Consider the following 16,621-nt stretch of genomic DNA (forward strand, 5'->3'; position numbering starts at 1 on the left):
TACCCAGGCCGCCAACGCCGTGTCGCTGTTCTACGGCCCGGACGGCGCGCGGGCCAAAAAGACCTCGTCTTTCGCCACCACGCTCTATCCCGACGCTTCCGTCGAGATCAATCCGGCGACACCGGGCGCCGAGATCTACACCCGCTATCCCCATCCCGACGTCAAGGTGACCGGCGCGACCAAAGCCTTCCTGCACCGCGATCACCTGGCCTCGGTACGCATGGTCACCGATGCCGCCGGCGCCATCGTTGAGCAGACCAACTACGCCAGCTATGGCGAGCGCCTCAACACCGGCTTCCAGACGCAAAAATCCTATATCGGCGAGCGCTTCGATCCCGAGACCGGCCTGCTGTATCTCAATGCCAGATACATGGATCCAGTGCTGGGACGGTTTGTTCCCAAGGATCCGCAAGGCGCTAAGGACAAGACCTCACCGTGACCTCAAAGGAGGGGCAATGACCCGCAGTGTGATCAAATTGGCAACTGCTTTGCTCCTGATGCTGGCAGCAGGTAGCCTGGCCAAAGCTGAAGACATCGACCGATCGAACCCGGCAGCCTTCGTTCGTGCCCTGGTCAATGTGCCGGACGGGAGAGCCGACTTTGCCCGTGCCAAGCTGGCGGTCGACACCTTCGTCGATCGCTCCATCGATGAAGCAGCTGCGCTCGCGGAAATCGACAGCATGGTGGCGACGATCAACAAGATGCTCGGCACGCTGCCACCCGATGCCGCTTCCACCAGCATGGAAAGGATGAAGGCCCTGCGCACCTTCCTCTATGACGGCGGCTGGTGGAACAATGGCCGGCCGTTTGAATATGATCTTTCAGATCCCTACGGCCAGAAACCCGGCTCGCAGTCGCTGCCCAACTATCTCGCAACGAGAAAGGGCAATTGCGTCTCGATGCCGGCTCTTTTCCTCATACTGGGAAAGCGTCTCGGCCTCGATGTAACGCTTTCGACAGCGCCGCTTCATATCTTCGTGAAATTCACCGACGACGCGAGGGGCAAGACCTGGAATCTCGAGACCACCAGCGGCGCTGGATTTACGCGTGATGCGTGGTACCAGCAAAAAGTGCCGATGACCGAGCAGGCGATTGCCAATGGCGTCTACCTCAAAACGCTCTCGCAGCGCGAGGCACTGTCGATCATCGCAACCCCGATCCTCGACAATCTCATCGCCATCGGGCGCTACGAAGAGGCGGTCGCGGTCGCTGATGTGCTGATCGAAGCCTATCCCGCCAATGCTTATACTTCGGTGAAGAAGGGCACGGCCTACTACCGGCTGCTCGACACCAACATCATCCAGAAATATCGGAAGCAGAGCGACATCCCGGCCGACAGGATTACCTATGCGAATGATCTCTTCCGGGCCAACCGCGAAGCCTTCGCCAAGGCCGAAGCGCTCGGCTGGCGCGAGCCGAAGCTGAATTAGACACCAAGGACCGCTTGAAGGGCATCGGAATCTGTCATGAGATTTAAGTGGGCAAAGATCGTTCAATGCATATTGTCGACGGTGTTGGCCGTCTCCATGGTGGCTTCCAGCGCGGCTACAACCAGTGCGGCAGCGGCCTATGGGTCGCACCTGGTGCGGCACATACAATCCAATGTTCAGCCCGTACGATTCATTTCTCCTGACGCCCTAGACCCCGCGACGCCAGGCGTAGGAACGAACCGGTATTCCTATTCCGGCAATGACCCAGTCAACAAAAGTGATCAGAACGGTCATATGATGATGAGCCCTCGGAACAGCGATCCGCTGGGCACGGACCCTACAGGGCGCCTTGGTAGGGTTGATGGCGCTGGTGGTGGTGGAACCGGCAGCTACAGCCTCGGACTTGGGGCAGCGCTTGGGGGTATGCTTGCTGGGCTATTAGGGCTGAATAACAATACGAGCTTGTCCGTGAAAGGCAATGACAATGCGGGCGCGGGCCAAACTCCCGCCGGGCCTGACGTTTCGGCGACTGCCGCAGCTCCGCCCGACCCCGACGAAAAAGGTGAGACCGGAAAGCCGAAGGAGAAACGAGACCACATTGCCTTGGGTCTTGATAATCAGGGCCTAAAGCAAACTGCAGAGAAAATTGGAGCCCGGACGCTGATGAATGATCCGGAATGGAAATCAACGCTTGCGCGAGCTATTGCCGACCCAAATACGAAAATTTCTGTTAGTGTTGATGGCCTTTCGGGCAAGGACGTCTATTCGCAGGTGATGAGCGCAGCTCAAAGAGGCCTTAGTGGCATAGGCAGTAATACCGATTATGAGATGGGGCAGCTTTACAGCTCAAATCGATTGTCGAGCGTCGACTTTGTAAGTAATGGGTCACCGATATCCAATCCATTCAGGTGAAGGGCCAGATATGCTATTTTCATCCTCAAGGCCATTTCAGATATGGCTGTACGCGACGGGGCATTCTCAGCTTCTCCTCCGAAGCAACAAGAACAACTCAAGCGAAAAGCGAATAAATGTCCTCTTTAAGGATGTTTCGTATATTGCACTACCTGTCTGCATTGAAAATATTTCAATAGACTTGGTTTCAAGGGCGGACTCGACCGGTGAAGAGAAGTACGTCGACAAAAGTATGTATCAGATCAAATATTTGGGGGGAGAAGGGTACGTGCTGGCAGGTAGCATTTTTGTGAGCGAAGATGACGGCGAATTCTTTGACAAAGTGCCATTCGATCTGGACCTTCCACCAGGCCTGTCTTGAAGGATCCCAGCAGTTTTGCCAAAAAAGCGTGTCTTCGCAACAACTTTCCGCAATTATCCTAGGCAGCGGCCGCAGTCATTGCAAATCTCCTCGAGAAAAGGCTGCGCCAGCCGAACCCGAAAGCCGGCCTCGACCGGGAAAATAAGCAGACGACGCCGGCGCGCCGCTTGAGCGGACGCCCCTTCTGCCAGATCAATCCAAATGGGCCGCGCCCTCGGAATAAAGCGTGACATGGATCATGCGCGCAAACAGCGCGAGCGTTTCGATCTCGTCGCGCTCGAAATGACCTTGTGCCGCCATCGATCGACTTGGCTTTGACATGATCGCGAGCGGGCCTGCTTATCAATGGAGCGACTATTTCAAGCGGCACCAATCTAGGGTTACGCATATCGAAGGAAAAACGCGATTGCCTGAATTCCGGCAAAGATAAGTTTTGCCTGTCCTCTGGCTGTGCACCTGCGCCGAACCAGACGCGGCTAGCCTAGCCTAGTTCACGGGACTTCTGGTTTCAAGCTCTGCCAGGTCATGCCCCTGGGCGTTTAAGCCGGAGGGTTGGTTTATCGGGAATGCCGTAGCTTGGATGCCTCGCTTTGTGAAACGATGAGCAGGATGGCGAACATTCACCTGTGCAAGGTCTTCTACACCGTTCGCTCACCTACCCTGTGGACAGACCCGAAATAATGCCAGCAATTCCAGCGCCCATCCCGAAGAAGCCCTAGGCTAAAACCTTAGGGGAATCGGGCGGATGTCGATCAATCTGAGTAATTGCGTCGTGTTGTGCATGCTGCTCGCATGCGCAGGCTGCACGTCTCCGTCGGGCAAGGATTTTTTCACCGAAACCGTTGATAGCCTGCATGCAAAGAACTCGCCGCTGCGGGCGGGATATAACGCTTCCCGTCCCCTAACTGCGGCAGGTGAAGCCCAGCGCTTCTCCGGTGCGCAGTATCAGGGCTCCGGTAATTTCGTCTCCTCAGGCGCGCCAATCGCCCAAGTAACGGCCGATGGTTCTGGTCAATTCGAGCTCAATCTGGTCAACGCACCTGTCGCACAAGCGGCGAAAGCCGTGCTCGGCGACGCGCTGCATCTCAACTACATCGTCGATCCGCGCGTGCAGGGGACGGTGACGCTGCAGACGTCACAACCTGTGTCGCAGGATGCACTGGTCGATATCCTGGAATCCGCACTTGCCGTAAACAATGCCGGGATCACCAAACGTGCCGGCACGTACCAGATCGTTCCGCTGTCCGACATCATGTCCAGCACGCCGTCCGTCAGTGTGCCGTCGGTCTCGCCCTCTGGCCCCGGCATCAAGGTGCAGGTGCTGCAGCTGCAATACATCGCAGCTGACGAAATGAAGACCATCCTCGAGCCGATCACACGACAAGGCTCGGTTCTCAGGGTGGATTCCACCCGCAATCTGATCACGGTCGCCGGCAACAACAGCGATCTCGATGCCATTCGCGAAGCGGTTTCGGTGTTCGACGTCGACTGGATGCGCGGCATGTCGGTCGCCCTTCATCCCCTGAAAACCTCAAAGCCTGAAGCCGTTGCCTCAGAGCTCGATTCGATCTTCGGCACCAAGAACGGCCCTGGCGCCAAGATTATCCAGTTTATTCCCAACGATAGGCTGAATTCGGTGCTGGTGATCACCTCGCGCCCGGCCTATCTCAGCCGCGCCGCGGTGTGGATCGGCAAGCTCGACAAGCTGGCCGAGACCAACGAGGACCAGCTCTTCGTCTATGAGATTCAGAACCGACCGGCCAAGGAACTGGCTGCGGTGCTGAGCTCCGTGCTCGGCACTTCGGTCAAGACCGAGGGCGAGATGGCCGGCGCGAACGTGTCGCCCGACATGACGCCGATCGCCTTGCAATCCGATGGCGTGACGCCTGTGCCATTGACCGGCCCATCCCCGTCGCTGGCCTTGGCACCAGACGAACAGTCACCGACCCACGCCAAGGTCGTGGCTGATGTCGAGAACAATGCGCTGCTGATACAGACCACGGCACGGGACTATGATCGCATCCAGCACATATTGGCGAAGCTCGACATCTTGCCCACGCAAGTCATGCTGGAAGCGGTGATCGCCGAAGTGACGCTGAACGACGAACTGAAATTCGGGCTTCGCTGGTTCTTCGAAAACAACGGCATGAAGATCTCACTGTCCGACGTGGCCAGCGGTTTCACCGGCGCAACCTTCCCCGGTTTTGGCTGGACCTACGCGACCGACAACATCCAGGTTACGCTGAACGCACTCGCCAGCATCACCGACGTCAATGTGATTTCGGCGCCGACCATCATGGCGCTCAACAATCAAAAGGCGATCCTGCAGGTTGGCGACCAGGTGCCGATCATCACGCAGCAGGCCGTGGGAACGACGACCGCCGACGCACCGATCGTCAATTCGGTCGAGATGAAGGATACCGGCGTCATACTCACGGTCACGCCGCGCATCAACAATGCCGGCCGTGTCATGCTCGATATCCAGCAGGAAGTCAGCAACGTCACCAAGACGACCAGCTCCGGCATCGATTCCCCAACTATCCAGCAGCGCAAGATCCAGACCCGCGTGCTGGTCAATGACGGCGAGAGCCTGGCGCTCGGCGGCCTTATCCAGGAACGCAACAATGTCGATCGCGGCCAGGTGCCGATCCTCGGCGACATCCCGATCATCGGCAACGCCTTCAAGCACAAGAGCGACAGCGTCGGGCGGACCGAGCTGATCATCTTCATTCGTCCGCGCGTTATCCGCGACATCGGCGAGGCGCGGCAGGTCACCGATGAATTCCGCGGCAAGATCAGCCTGCAGACGCCGATCCAGCAGCGCCGCGGCGGAACCCCTCTGCAACAGAACCTCAAACGACTGAAATACTGATGGGCGCCCACTTGTCTCTCGTGCTGATTGCGACGATCGCGCTGGCGGCAATCCTTGTCGCCATTTCAGTTGCGGATTTCCGAAGGCTGATAATTCCCGATGAACTCAATCTGGCGTTGGCTGGCACGGGCCTTGGCTTCCAAGCTGCGACACAACTAGATCAGGTCCCTAGCCAAATCCTGTTGGCTGTTGGAACCTTGTCCGCTGTCTGGCTCGTCCGTCGCGGTCATTTCGCAATGACCGGCCGCATCGGTCTTGGGCTCGGCGACCTCAAAATGCTTGGCGCCGCCGCATGCTGGATCAATCCGCTGCTGCTGCCGGTCGTGCTGTTCATAGCAAGCGCAAGCGCGCTGTTATTCATCGGTGGTCAGGTGGTCGCGGTGGGTCCAGCGGCCGCGCGGGCGCGCGTCGCCTTCGGTCCGTTCATCGCAACGGGCCTTGGCTGCACCTGGGTGCTGGAACAATTTGCAGGTTGGAACATGGGATCACTCCAATGACTTCTCTCCGTTTCATTCGGCTAGGCAGAAAACACCGCCGTGAAAGCGAAAATCATGAAAGCGGCTTTACGCTGGTCGAGCTTCTGGTGGTACTTGCCATCATAGCGTTGATCGCCACGCTCGCTGCCCCGCAGGTTCTGCGCTATCTCGGCTCGGCCAGGACCAATGCGGCCAAGGCGCAAATCCGCAACATCGAAAGCGCCCTCGAACTCTACTATGTTGATAACGCCAAATATCCGACTTCGGAGGAAGGCCTCTCTGCGCTGGTGACGGCGCCTGCCGGCGAAGAGCGCTGGAACGGGCCGTACCTCAAGGGGACCACAGGGCTGAACGATCCCTGGGGGAAACCCTATGCCTACGAGGTGAAGGCCGATGCGAGCGGTGTGTTGATCCGCACCTTCGGCCGCGACAGCAAGCCGGACGGGAGCGGCGAAGATCAGGATATCACCAACTGACCAGGCGTTCCGGATTGTAGACAGTCAGTTCGTGGGCTGCGCTTGGGTATCTGCCAACTCGAGGCGCGCAAAACCCGCGGATGAGTAGGCTGCGCCGTCCCGATCGACCGAGATTGTGAACCGCACAGCGGCCGGCAGGCGCCGCTGGGCGCTCCAGCTGTCCGACCACAGAGATGCTCCTGGCGAGCCGTCGAGATACTCGAATTTTACAGCGGTCACACCAGCAATCAGTCGAACTGATTGGTTTTCTGTTGATCTGCTGCTGTCGCTACCGCGCCGTGGTTTTTGGTCGATGGTCAGGATGTCTTCGGCTTGGTCCTCGCCTCCAAGCGAAATGGCGATTTCCCGCAGTGCCGAGGAGCTGAAGCCGATCGCCTGAACACCGTTGAACTCAATCCGGGCCGGCTCACCGCTGAGATAGATCACATTCTCGGGCGAGGATTTCGATAGCGGCAGCGGCTCTGCACGGCTGATCGCCGTTTCGAGAAACCGCGAGGCAGCGTCGACCTCCATCTGCATCTCGGTTGCCTTCTCGATGCGCATCATCGTGCGGGCTTGTCCGAGAAAGACAATCATCAGCGAGGAAATCACGCCGACCAGGGCAAGCCCAACCAGCACGTCGATCAGCGCAAAACCCTCGACCGACGCCGATGATGCGCGAGTTCCACCCAGGCGGCGCCATTCGAAGCTGGGCTTGAGGACGCGAAACCCTGGGAGCCACTGTCCGCAACTATCCGATGAGCGGCTCATTGAGAGTTCGTATCCTGGACGGGAACAAACGTCAGAAACGGCTCGCCACGCCCGGCACCAGCGGGGCCGGTTCTCTCAATGATAATCGCTGTTAGTTTCGCGTTCGATATCTCAATCGTGCGGGTTTTCAGGCTCCAGCCCGGCTGCGCGGCATCGGAGGCGGTTGAATTCGATCCGCGACCAGCTTGGTGATCGGCCAGCATCTCGCGAACCGCGCGAGCGGCTTCCACCTGCTCCCTGGCAACCGCGATGCTGCGGCTTGCCATCACGATCGACTGGCTCGCAATGCCGAGCACAAGCGCCAGGATCGTCATCGCGACGATCATCTCCAGGATCGAAAACCCGTCTTCTTCAGACGCAGGGGTTGGCTGCGAGATCATGGCAGTTTTCGCCAAGTCGCCAGCCCGGTCAGCCAGTTCACCTCGATGCGTACCGTCTGGCCTTTGCGTTGCAGATCGATGTCCAGCCCGGAAGCGCTGCCGTCCGGCAGGAATGTCAAGGTCGCCTGCCGTTCCGCGGCGACAGTTTCCAGCCCTGTCGTCACAGTCACTTCCACGTCTTCGGGCAGGACGAGCGTGTCTCGATCATCGAAGCGGATCGCGCCGGCACGAGGATCGATGACTATCTGTTTCGGCCTGGCCGTGGCGATTGCAGACGTGCGTGACAGGCGCAGTCGCGTGGTGATCTCGCTGGTCAAACTTTCCAGGTTCCTGGTTCGATAATTTTTGGCGATGCCCGGAGCTGCAATGGCCGCGACGACAGCCATGATTGCCAGGACGACTAACATCTCGACCAGAGTGAAACCGGCCCTCGCGTTTTCTCGTTGAGGCGCGTCCGTCATTTCAGGGCCAGATCGTTGATGCTGAGGATCGTCGTCATCACCGAAATGACCAGGCTCCCCACCAGAAAACCAAGCGAAATCGTCAAAGCCGGCGTCAGCAGTTTCAGCACGGCGTCGATCCGCCGTGTCAGCGCGGCCTGGAGCATCTTTCCGGCGCGATCCAGCACGACGGGAAGCGCGTTCGCATCTTCGCCCAATGAAATCAGCGACATCGTCGCGTTGTCGAAAATGCCAGACTTGACGATTGCGCTATGAAGGCGGGCGCCATTGGCTACGTCGTCTCCAATCGCGGTAAAACTTGCCCATAGTGAACTTTGCCGGGAGACGTTCGCCGACAGGCCAAGCGCTTCGGTCATTGCCACCCCGTTGCCGAGAAGGAGGGACAAAGTCTCAAGATAGCGCGCGATCACGGTGTCTTTGACCAGCGAACCGATCAACGGAAGTCTCAGCAGCCAGCGCGAGAACAACGCCTTCGCCCCCGCCGACCTCGACAAAAAGAGATAGAAGAGCAAAGCAGCGGTTGCGGCGAGCGGGAACACGAAGGGGTAGTCGGTGAAAACGGTTCCGAGCGCGGAAAGCAGCTTCATGGTGAACGGTTTTGCCGCCGTCGAGCCTTCGAAGATTGGCTCCAGCGCCGGCACAAGCACCGTCGCCAGAATGACCAGCGCCCCGCTCATGACCACCAGCAGAAAGGTGGGGTAAGTCAGCGCTTCGACGATCGCCGCACGACGCTTTGCCTTTGCTTCGAATGTGTCGGCCAGCCTTTGGCAGATGAACGCCATCTTGCCGCTACGTTCGCCGCTGGCGAGCAAGGCCGCAACGTCGGATGTGATCCCCGGCAGGCTGGCAAAGGCTTCCGCAATCGGGCGACCGCCGGTCGTGAGGTCGAGCACGGACTGCAACTGCTGACGCCGCGTATGATTGCCCTCGCCTGAAATCACCGCGCTCAAGGCGCGATCAACGGTGAAACCGGCGTTCAACAGCACCGAAAGCTCGGAAAACAGGCGGCTGAGATCGACCCGTCGCGTAAATGTCAGCGCACCGCGTCCGGGCAGCTGAACGAATTGCTTTGCTCTATCTACGGGAGCCAGATGATAGGACCGGCGCCCCTGTTGCGCCAATTTGCGGGCTGCATCCTGCTTGGTCGACGCGTCGAGAACGCCGCTCTCCCTGCTGCCATCGACAAGATAGGCGCGATAGGCAAAGGCCGGCATCAACCGCCTCCGTTGAGGTCGATGACGCGCCGGACTTCTTCCATTGTGGTCACCTGCGACTGCGCCAGCGCCTTTGCATGGAACGCCATCGGAACGAGATCGTCTTCCGCCGCAACCCTGCCGATCTCGATTTCGCCGGCGCCCTGGTCGATAAGCTCGGCGATACGCGGCGACACCTGCAGCATTTCGTAGGTCACGGTGCGCCCGCTGTAGCCGGAACCATTGCAGGTGCGGCAGGTCGAACCTGTCTGATCCGTCCCATGGCAAGCGGGACAGACGCGGCGCAGCAATCTCTGCGCGATGACGCCCCGGATCGTCGCCCCGAGCAGATAGCCGTCGATACCCATGTCGCGAAGGCGGGTCAACGCTCCGGCCGCACTGTTCGTATGAAGCGTCGAAAACACCAGATGGCCGGTCAAAGCCGCCTGCACTGCGACTTGTGCGGTCTCTCGATCCCGAATTTCGCCAAGCAGAATGATGTCGGGATCCTGCCGCAGGATCGAACGGAGTGCCGCGGCAAAATCGAGGTCGATCGCCGGATTGACCTGCAACTGCGTGATGCCGGCCATGCGGTATTCGACCGGATCCTCGACCGTGAAAATCTTGACGTCCGGCCGGGAGCGCTCGGCGAGGATCGAATAGAGCGTCGTCGTCTTGCCGCTGCCGGTCGGCCCGGTGATCAGCACGATGCCGTTGGCGGCTTGCGACATGCTTCTGATCTTGGCTTGCGCGGCGTCGTCGAAGCCGAGTTTTGCCAGCCGCAATTCGACGCCGGCGCGGTCGAGAATCCTGAGCACGATGGCTTCGCCGTGAATGGACGGGATGACCGAGACACGAAGGTCGATATCCCTTCCACGCACCGCAATGCGCATCCGTCCATCCTGGGGCAGCCGCCGTTCGGCGATGTTGAGCCGCGCCAAGATCTTTATGCGCGTCGAAATGCCGGACAGCATCGCGGCCGGTGCCGTATCGACGGTGGACAGCATGCCGTCATGCCTGAAGCGGATCCGGACATGGTCCTCGAGCGGTTCGATATGGATGTCGGTTGCTCTCGCATCGACCGCCTTGTGGATGGTGTCCGCGACAAAGCGGACGATCGGCGCCTCGCGGGCAAAATCCTTCAACCGTTCGAGATCATCAGGGCCGAAATCCGAGGAACCTGCACTGTCTGCATCAGATGACACAGCTCCGTTGGCGGACTGCTCGATCCGATCGATACATTCGGTAATCATCCGCCTTGGCAATATTCTGAGCGCCGGAGTCCGCTCATAGTGAAAGACCAGCGCATCGATCATAGCCGACGAGAACGGATCGGCGACGGCGACAACCAGCCGCTCAGCGTCGATCTCAAGGGGAAGGATCGCATTTTCGCGCAAGTAGATCAGCGGAACGCCTGAGAACAACTCGGGATTGGACTCCTCCGGAATGTCGACAGGCGACGGGAGGTTCATGAATCGGCTGAGGCTGTCGGCAAGCTCCTGTTCGCCGATCAACCCGAGTTCGGTCATCACGGTGTCGAACGGATGCCCCGATGTCTTCGCCGCTCCCAAAGCGCGTTGGGCCGCGTGGGCGGTGAGCACTTTTTCGCTTTCGAGAAAGGCGAGAAACGCCTCGACGCTGGAGGTCCGGGTAGCCGCATTCATGACGCCCATCCGATCAGGATCTGCGCCGCCTCGGTCCCGAATAGCGCGTCGCAATTTCCAGCGGGTGTCGTCGTCCGTGCGTGGTTCGTGAGTTCTGCGGTGGGACTTCCTGAAAGACGCCGAAAGCCTGCCGTGCTGGCCGGGAATTTCTCGATGACAAATCCGACTTGGCCTGCAATTCCCGACCCATCTCGCCTCGCTGTGACTTCGACGGAATAGGTTGAGCCCTCGGTGGCCCCTAGCGTGATTGAAGCGCCACTTGCTGGTGCGCCGGCAAGCACAGCTCGGAGGCGGCTCGGGGCATGATCGAGGCTGAGCGTGCCGCGCTTCGAAAAGACCGTGAAGACATCATGGAGATCATGCAGCGGCGTCGAAGCAAGCGCGGAAAACTCCTGCAATTCGGAGACGGATTCGAACGGCGCCTGCTTGTTTTGAGCCGGCCCGACCGCGGTTGCTGGCCCGGCCGCCTGCGCGGCGAAAGCATTGATGCTGCCCCGGAATTGGATAGCGGCTTCGGCCAGTTCCTCGGACGACTGTCGATTGAAACCGAGCGATGCAAAACCCAGCGACAACAGTTGGGCGTCGGCGGCATTGAGATCGATCAGTCCGCAATGGTCCTGTATCCGGACATCGAAGGCGAATTCCCCTGACCGGCATGCTGCCGGCGTGGAATCCAGCGGCAGCTTTTCCGTCGCAAAACCGTCGGCCAATTCGCTCGAAACCACATTGGCCAGGCCTTCGGCCAGCAGCGACAGCCGCTCCTGCTCGACCTCATTGTTAGCGATCATCAACCGCGTCTTTGCCGTCACGGCAAAGGGAACCACGATGGCGGAGACGATCAGCATGAAGACCAGCACAGCAACGAGCGAAAAGCCGGCGCTCGTGCTTTCGTCGTCAAAACGATCGCCGCTCATTGGCCAACGCTCCCGACAGGCTGGCCATCCCAGGCTGAAGGATAAAGCGAGATACGGGTGACCTTGCCGTCCCGATCCAGTACGGCCTGATTTTTGTCGATCGTCGAAACTGTCCAGCCATCGACGATCTCGCCTTTGCCATACCAGACAGCCGCATCGGCCCCCGCGATCCGCAGCAGTGCCTTCGCCGCTCCGCCGTGAATGCTGATTCCCAGAAGCGATGGCGCAACTGCCGGCGCAACATTCTGCGCTGCCGGCTGCTCGACCGCTACGGAGGCGACTTCGACTGCCGGCGCCTGTACCGGCTCGGGCACGAATTTTCGACGGGTGGGGCTGAATAGCGGCCGTTCGAAGGTCTCGCTGAAATCACCGGCGTCCGGAATCTGAAGCGATCCTCCGGGGGCGGACATCATTACTCCGTCTCGCCCCTTTGCCGAAGCGATCGGCGCAATATCGACCGGCGTATCGTAAAGCCCGGCATTGACCGCGACCAGGCCCGCAATCGCCGCCGCCATGGCCGATACCGCGAATTTGTCGATCAAGGTTTCGCTCCGGCTGGCGGCGATGCCATCTTCGTTTGTAGCGGCCCGTAAAACAGGACCTCGGCGGAAAGCTCCGGATCTCCCGTTCGGCCGGCCGCTGGTCCGATATCAGTCGCTCGCAAGGTGGCTTCGCGAATGAACAGCACCGGAAGCGAGGTTTCGATGGCGAGGATGGTACCGTGGACGCCTTCCAAGGATCCGGAAAAATCTGCCCGCAGCCCGACAAAATCCACACCTGCTTCGTTAAGCGCCGGCGCGTTGCCCGCCGACAGCATCGTCACTCCATTCGCTGCCGCAATCGCGTTCAACCGGGTCTGGAGCCCACCGCGAATGACCGCCTCGCTTTCCCCGGTTAGAAACTCAGAATTTGACACCGCGGCCGGGTCTGATGCCGCAGCACTGTCGAGGCGCTTTGCCAATGCCGCCACGGCCTGCAACTGGCCGAGCATCTCTCGTTTCTCCTCGATCCCGGCTTTGGCCGAGGCGACGCTGTCAAATGCCATGAACACCATCCAGCCGGCGATGCAGGTCACCGCTGCCGCGATGGTTAGGGCGATCAGGCGACGGACCATCGGGCGTGCGTTGAGGATGGTGGAGAGCATTGTCAGAGCGTTCCGATCTTTGCGGTGATGGTGAAGCGCTCGCCATTCTGACCCGGAATTTTGACCACGGGCGCCGCGAACTCGGGCGCCGCAAACAGCGGCGACGCGTCCAGCGGCTCGATCAATTCGGCTGCGGAGGTCGAAAACCCGGTGACGGTCAATTCGCCGCCTTTCGACGACAGGTCGGTCAGCCAGGCTGTGTCCGGAAGCAGGTGCGTCAGTTCTCCCCAGATGCGAACCAGCGAAGGACTGGTCTTCTTCTCGTTGCGGATTCTTTCGACCTGCTCGATACCGGTCTGGCGTTTCTGCAACGACGATCGCGCTGCCTTGGCCTGGATATGAGCATCGGCGATTTGCGCGTCCAGCTGCGTGCCGGCCTGCCAATAACGCCACTGCGCATGGCCGAAGGTGAAAAGTGCTGTGCCAAACAAGACCGAACACGCCGCCATCCAGGCGATCCTCGTGCGACGGTCGCGTTTTGTCGGTGGCCAAATAGCAGCCAAGCTTGACGGGTCGGCCTGTCGCATCTGGTCTGCTTCGGCCACAGACAGTGAGCCAACGGTTCCGCCGGCTCGGCGAACAGCTTCCAGAACGGCCGCGAGCGTCTTGGTCTTCACGACGTGATAGAGACAGTACTGCTCCGAGTGTTCCGCGAAGACAATATGCACCTGCGCCGGGTCGATCGGCGTTGAGGCCAGCAGGTCGAGTTCGGCCATGTTTCTCGCCTGCCGAAGCGGAAGCCGTCGCCCCGCCAATTGCCGCGTCAGGAACAACCCGGGTTGGATTTGGATATCGAAAGTCGGACGCTTTTGCCGAAGCCCAGTCTGGAGTAGTGCAAGAAACTCGCCGGAGGAGGCCGTGAGCGCCAACGGGATCGATCGAAACTCCGGCGCATCGGCCTCGCGAACGCGAATCCCGTCATCCGCTAGGCTGACAATCCAGTCGCTGGCAGATGATTGCTTTTGCTTGAGCGCAAACCGCACCCAGACCACTCGCAGCTCATCGAGCCACCAGTCGAAGAAATCCAGAAACTGTGCGTTGAGTGTCGCCAAAGATCAGCCGCCCACCACCCCGACTGATTCTCGTCCGAGGTTTTCAGGGCAAGACTACAGTTGCCGGCGTGACGCGGATATCAGAGAGGGCACGAGGGGCTGATTAGCCACAGCTTTGTTACAATCGCATATGTCGCGCCCCGTTGCCCCGTTGCGTCACGTAGTACGGCAGACCCGGAACGACAATGCAGGCCATGCGCTCAATCTACATAACGACCAGGACCAACAATATCGTCGCGATCAAGGCGCTGGCGCACAAGCTCGCGCGCGCCTGTTACCACATCCTGAAGGAGGGCCGGCGGGCCGTTCGATGTGACGCGCGGCTTCGCCTGAAGGAAGACGGCGGTCCGGCAAGCCACGTGCGGTGACTGGGACACTGGGACTGCAACCAGCTGCACTGAATTGGATGCCGGATCGCCGTCGCCAGCGGTAATGTGAAGCGGATCGCCCGCGCCGGGGGCCAGCTGGAAATTGGCGTCGAGAACCCGACAGCCGTGGAAACTCAAAGACCCATTTGAACGCGGCGCGGAACCAACGTTCTTCTGTGGCTGAGCCGCCAGGGTTGAGAGCAAGCCGCAAGGCCTGACCAATACTTGATCCTCATAGGTGTCTGGCGCGATCCTTCTCGCAGCCAATCTTGAAGAAACGGGTGCGGTTCAAAACCCCAAGAGAGAAAAATAATTGGTTCAAATTTCCTGCTGACGCCGCCAAAATGTTCCGCGCGTCCTTGACGGGAGGTCGAGCTACATGGGTGCCACGTACTTCATCATCTTTTGCCATTCTGTATAGCGCTCACGAGTTGTGTAGAAAACTCGATGATATCGAAGGTGAAACTATCCTCTCCTACCACGCTCCTTCTGATAAGTCCTATTTCCTCTCCGGAGCGGAAACGACGAACAATCTCAAGTCCACGGGATGCACGATTTTGGCTCGAGTTATTCCAAAATTCATTGCTTAGCGGGTCGGAGAATTCTGGCTTCAGTCCGCCAGCGCCGGACTCTACCCGCTTCGCGAAATCCTGAAATACTTTTTGAGGGGAACGGATCGCCCATTCTATGGTTGCCACCCGAACATAAAGGTCTAGGTCGAGAAGACATTTCGCTAGGGGTTGAGCAACCTCTTCATCGTAATAGCCGGACGTAGTCATGTACACAACAAAAGCGCGGCGGCATGCCGAAAGAGTGTCATTTGCAAGTTCTGTTGCAGCCGTCTTCAATACGTGAAATTTTTTACTAACCTCGTTAAGATAATAGGAACCAAGGATTCGATCGTTGGATCTTTCTGATTCAAGGAGTTTTACAAGAACTTCAAGTTCCTCCCCGTTCCTCCATCTTCGAATAGCCTGTCCTGTCGCCTTATAGCTTAGAGCATCGTCATTTTCTGCAACGCCTCGAGCCAATGCTATCAGTTCTTCTGTTGAGTACTTCGATAAGTCTTCACTCATTTATACACCTATCTGCTTTAATTTCCAGACCCGTCATCGCCTTGGCCGTCGCTACTGTCACCAGGTTCACCTTTTTCATTTTTCGCCTTTTCAGCCTTAGCCTTTTCGGCAGATCTCCGTTCACGCTCTGCAGTCAACATATCACGGTATTTTTTTTCTACATTTATTCTATCGGCGTGAACCTTCTGCGTATAGCGATCTTGCCTTTCATAAAGTTGATCCAGTTCACGTTGTTTTATGCTGCCGTTAGCTCTGTCGATTGCTTCATCCAACTTTTTGTCGTTTATGTGCGGACCGACGACATGGTCGAGGAGATCCTCGTCACGATCCTTCAGCCTTCCCTTTGGGTCGTACGGCTCCCCGAGGTGGCCATAATCCCATTCATCGTATGCTTTGTTTTCTAAAACAGCAGGAGCTTTTGTCGGCGAACTCTCCGCAACGGTAGGCTTGTTTAAGTCCCATAATTTCTGAGTATTTGTTATCGGAGAGTTGTTTACTTTACCATCATCGATAGTATCTGCGCTGACGTAGCTGAGTATAGCGGCCCCAATAGTCCAGCCAATTAGTGCCTCCCCGATGCAGGCGTCTTCGAGGCAATGTCCATTGTTATCAGCTTTGTTGACCGGATCGTTCTGAGCATAGGCATATCGGTTGGTGCCGACGCCTGGTTTAGTTGGATCCCAATCGTCGGGCGAGATGAACCTGCCCAGCAGCGGATCCATGTATCTGGCATTGAGATACAGCAGCCCTGTCTCGGGATCGAAGCGTTCGCCGATGTAGCTCTTCTGCGTCTGGAAGCCGGTGTTGAGGCGTTCTCCGTAAGTGGCGTAGTTGGTGGCCTCGACGATGGCGCCGGCGGCGTCGGTGACCATGCGCACCGAGGCTAGGTGATCGCGGTGCAAGAAGGCTTTTGTGGTGCCGGTGACCTTGATGTCGGGATGGGGATAACGGGTGTAGATCTCCGCTCCGGGTGTCGCCGGATTGATCTCGACGGAGGCGTCGGGATAGAGCGTGGTGGCGACGGATGAGCTTTTTTTGCTGCGTGCGCCGTCGGGACCATAGAACAGCGAGACGGTGCTGGCGGCTTGCGTG

At 58.7% G+C, this 16,621-nt stretch carries 19 protein-coding genes; 7 read left to right on the forward strand and 12 right to left on the reverse strand.

Going from position 1 to position 16,621, the window contains the following annotated elements; genetic code table 11:
- The 3 genes from NKH60_RS33225 to NKH60_RS33235 all read left to right on the forward strand — a co-directional run.
- Nucleotides 1-439 (forward strand): RHS repeat-associated core domain-containing protein (locus tag NKH60_RS33225; RefSeq protein ID WP_352874870.1); only part of this gene is annotated, 439 nt, incomplete at its 5' end.
- A 16-nt stretch (nucleotides 440-455) separates the two neighbouring features.
- Entirely contained in the window at nucleotides 456-1,430 is a 975-nt protein-coding gene (locus NKH60_RS33230; protein ID WP_352874872.1) for a transglutaminase family protein, read from the forward strand.
- A gap of 36 nt (nucleotides 1,431-1,466) precedes the next feature.
- The gene (locus tag NKH60_RS33235; RefSeq protein ID WP_352874874.1) at nucleotides 1,467-2,342 is read left to right on the forward strand and encodes an RHS repeat-associated core domain-containing protein; all 876 of its coding nucleotides are present in this window, start codon (nucleotides 1,467-1,469) and stop codon (nucleotides 2,340-2,342) included.
- 553 nt (nucleotides 2,343-2,895) lie between these two features.
- On the opposite strand, the gene NKH60_RS33240 is transcribed toward NKH60_RS33235, so the two are convergent.
- Nucleotides 2,896-3,024: a hypothetical protein gene (locus tag NKH60_RS33240; RefSeq protein ID WP_352874875.1), complete on the reverse strand. Its 129-nt coding sequence runs from the start codon at nucleotides 3,022-3,024 to the stop codon at nucleotides 2,896-2,898.
- 424 nt (nucleotides 3,025-3,448) lie between these two features.
- Between NKH60_RS33240 and gspD the strand changes: the two genes are divergently transcribed.
- Genes gspD through gspG form a run of 3 tightly spaced genes read left to right on the forward strand, consistent with a single transcriptional unit; the run spans nucleotide 3,449 to nucleotide 6,527 of the window.
- A complete protein-coding gene (gene gspD, locus NKH60_RS33245) occupies nucleotides 3,449-5,575 on the forward strand; it encodes a type II secretion system secretin GspD (RefSeq protein WP_352874877.1) in 2,127 nt (708 codons plus the stop codon).
- A 20-nt stretch (nucleotides 5,576-5,595) separates the two neighbouring features.
- Nucleotides 5,596-6,072, forward strand: a complete 477-nt coding sequence (locus NKH60_RS33250; RefSeq protein WP_352874879.1) for a prepilin peptidase — start codon at nucleotides 5,596-5,598, stop codon at nucleotides 6,070-6,072.
- Nucleotides 6,069-6,527, forward strand: a complete 459-nt coding sequence (gspG, locus tag NKH60_RS33255; RefSeq protein ID WP_352874881.1) for a type II secretion system major pseudopilin GspG — start codon at nucleotides 6,069-6,071, stop codon at nucleotides 6,525-6,527. The genes NKH60_RS33250 and gspG overlap by 4 nt, the downstream gene beginning before the upstream one ends.
- A 24-nt stretch (nucleotides 6,528-6,551) precedes the next feature.
- Here gspG and NKH60_RS33260 read toward each other — a convergent pair whose 3' ends face one another.
- From NKH60_RS33260 to NKH60_RS33300, 9 genes are read right to left on the reverse strand one after another with little or no spacing between them, the layout of a single operon-like run.
- Nucleotides 6,552-7,277, reverse strand: coding sequence for a type II secretion system protein GspJ (locus NKH60_RS33260; protein ID WP_352874883.1), 726 nt, complete (start codon nucleotides 7,275-7,277; stop codon nucleotides 6,552-6,554).
- Nucleotides 7,274-7,657 carry a PulJ/GspJ family protein gene (locus NKH60_RS33265; RefSeq protein ID WP_352874885.1) on the reverse strand — a complete coding sequence of 128 codons (384 nt, stop codon included), beginning with the start codon at nucleotides 7,655-7,657 and terminating at the stop codon, nucleotides 7,274-7,276. Before NKH60_RS33265 ends, NKH60_RS33260 begins: the two co-directional genes overlap by 4 nt.
- Nucleotides 7,654-8,118: a GspH/FimT family pseudopilin gene (locus NKH60_RS33270; protein ID WP_352874887.1), complete on the reverse strand. Its 465-nt coding sequence runs from the start codon at nucleotides 8,116-8,118 to the stop codon at nucleotides 7,654-7,656. Before NKH60_RS33270 ends, NKH60_RS33265 begins: the two co-directional genes overlap by 4 nt.
- On the reverse strand, nucleotides 8,115-9,332 hold the full coding sequence (locus tag NKH60_RS33275) for a type II secretion system F family protein (RefSeq protein ID WP_352874889.1): 1,218 nt from the start codon (nucleotides 9,330-9,332) through the stop codon (nucleotides 8,115-8,117). Before NKH60_RS33275 ends, NKH60_RS33270 begins: the two co-directional genes overlap by 4 nt.
- Entirely contained in the window at nucleotides 9,332-10,975 is a 1,644-nt protein-coding gene (locus tag NKH60_RS33280) for a GspE/PulE family protein (RefSeq protein WP_352874891.1), read from the reverse strand. The genes NKH60_RS33275 and NKH60_RS33280 overlap by 1 nt, the downstream gene beginning before the upstream one ends.
- On the reverse strand, nucleotides 10,972-11,889 hold the full coding sequence (locus NKH60_RS33285; protein WP_352874893.1) for a hypothetical protein: 918 nt from the start codon (nucleotides 11,887-11,889) through the stop codon (nucleotides 10,972-10,974). Before NKH60_RS33285 ends, NKH60_RS33280 begins: the two co-directional genes overlap by 4 nt.
- Complete coding sequence (locus NKH60_RS33290) at nucleotides 11,886-12,431, reverse strand: hypothetical protein (RefSeq protein ID WP_352874895.1); 546 nt, start codon at nucleotides 12,429-12,431, stop codon at nucleotides 11,886-11,888. Before NKH60_RS33290 ends, NKH60_RS33285 begins: the two co-directional genes overlap by 4 nt.
- Nucleotides 12,428-13,033: a type II secretion system protein GspM gene (gspM, locus tag NKH60_RS33295; RefSeq protein ID WP_352874897.1), complete on the reverse strand. Its 606-nt coding sequence runs from the start codon at nucleotides 13,031-13,033 to the stop codon at nucleotides 12,428-12,430. Before gspM ends, NKH60_RS33290 begins: the two co-directional genes overlap by 4 nt.
- A gap of 2 nt (nucleotides 13,034-13,035) precedes the next feature.
- Nucleotides 13,036-14,085, reverse strand: coding sequence for a PilN domain-containing protein (locus tag NKH60_RS33300; protein WP_352874899.1), 1,050 nt, complete (start codon nucleotides 14,083-14,085; stop codon nucleotides 13,036-13,038).
- A gap of 185 nt (nucleotides 14,086-14,270) precedes the next feature.
- Between NKH60_RS33300 and NKH60_RS33305 the strand changes: the two genes are divergently transcribed.
- Nucleotides 14,271-14,453 (forward strand): hypothetical protein, encoded by a 183-nt coding sequence (locus NKH60_RS33305; RefSeq protein WP_352874900.1) that lies wholly within the window; start codon nucleotides 14,271-14,273, stop codon nucleotides 14,451-14,453.
- A 398-nt stretch (nucleotides 14,454-14,851) separates the two neighbouring features.
- On the opposite strand, the gene NKH60_RS33310 is transcribed toward NKH60_RS33305, so the two are convergent.
- Both NKH60_RS33310 and NKH60_RS33315 read right to left on the reverse strand, forming a co-directional pair.
- Complete coding sequence (locus tag NKH60_RS33310) at nucleotides 14,852-15,529, reverse strand: hypothetical protein (RefSeq protein ID WP_352814145.1); 678 nt, start codon at nucleotides 15,527-15,529, stop codon at nucleotides 14,852-14,854.
- A gap of 17 nt (nucleotides 15,530-15,546) precedes the next feature.
- A partial coding sequence (locus NKH60_RS33315) for an RHS repeat-associated core domain-containing protein (protein ID WP_352874902.1) occupies nucleotides 15,547-16,621 on the reverse strand: 1,075 nt, incomplete at its 5' end.

This window comes from Mesorhizobium sp. M1006 (genome assembly GCF_040318825.1).
Taxonomy (GTDB): Bacteria; Pseudomonadota; Alphaproteobacteria; order Rhizobiales; family Rhizobiaceae; genus Mesorhizobium.

What these genes read in the sequence shown, in the direction of transcription:
- NKH60_RS33230 (WP_352874872.1), top strand. Translation starts at nt 456, where the DNA reads ATGACCCGCAGTGTGATCAAATTGGCAACTGCTTTGCTCCTGATGCTG.
- NKH60_RS33235 (WP_352874874.1), top strand. Translation starts at nt 1,467, where the DNA reads ATGAGATTTAAGTGGGCAAAGATCGTTCAATGCATATTGTCGACGGTG.
- NKH60_RS33240 (WP_352874875.1), bottom strand. Translation starts at nt 3,024, where the DNA reads ATGTCAAAGCCAAGTCGATCGATGGCGGCACAAGGTCATTTCGAGCGC.
- gspD (WP_352874877.1), top strand. Translation starts at nt 3,449, where the DNA reads ATGTCGATCAATCTGAGTAATTGCGTCGTGTTGTGCATGCTGCTCGCA.
- gspG (WP_352874881.1), top strand. Translation starts at nt 6,069, where the DNA reads ATGACTTCTCTCCGTTTCATTCGGCTAGGCAGAAAACACCGCCGTGAA.
- NKH60_RS33260 (WP_352874883.1), bottom strand. Translation starts at nt 7,277, where the DNA reads ATGAGCCGCTCATCGGATAGTTGCGGACAGTGGCTCCCAGGGTTTCGC.
- NKH60_RS33265 (WP_352874885.1), bottom strand. Translation starts at nt 7,657, where the DNA reads ATGATCTCGCAGCCAACCCCTGCGTCTGAAGAAGACGGGTTTTCGATC.
- NKH60_RS33270 (WP_352874887.1), bottom strand. Translation starts at nt 8,118, where the DNA reads ATGACGGACGCGCCTCAACGAGAAAACGCGAGGGCCGGTTTCACTCTG.
- NKH60_RS33275 (WP_352874889.1), bottom strand. Translation starts at nt 9,332, where the DNA reads ATGCCGGCCTTTGCCTATCGCGCCTATCTTGTCGATGGCAGCAGGGAG.
- NKH60_RS33280 (WP_352874891.1), bottom strand. Translation starts at nt 10,975, where the DNA reads ATGAATGCGGCTACCCGGACCTCCAGCGTCGAGGCGTTTCTCGCCTTT.
- NKH60_RS33285 (WP_352874893.1), bottom strand. Translation starts at nt 11,889, where the DNA reads ATGAGCGGCGATCGTTTTGACGACGAAAGCACGAGCGCCGGCTTTTCG.
- gspM (WP_352874897.1), bottom strand. Translation starts at nt 13,033, where the DNA reads ATGCTCTCCACCATCCTCAACGCACGCCCGATGGTCCGTCGCCTGATC.
- NKH60_RS33305 (WP_352874900.1), top strand. Translation starts at nt 14,271, where the DNA reads ATGCAGGCCATGCGCTCAATCTACATAACGACCAGGACCAACAATATC.
- NKH60_RS33310 (WP_352814145.1), bottom strand. Translation starts at nt 15,529, where the DNA reads ATGAGTGAAGACTTATCGAAGTACTCAACAGAAGAACTGATAGCATTG.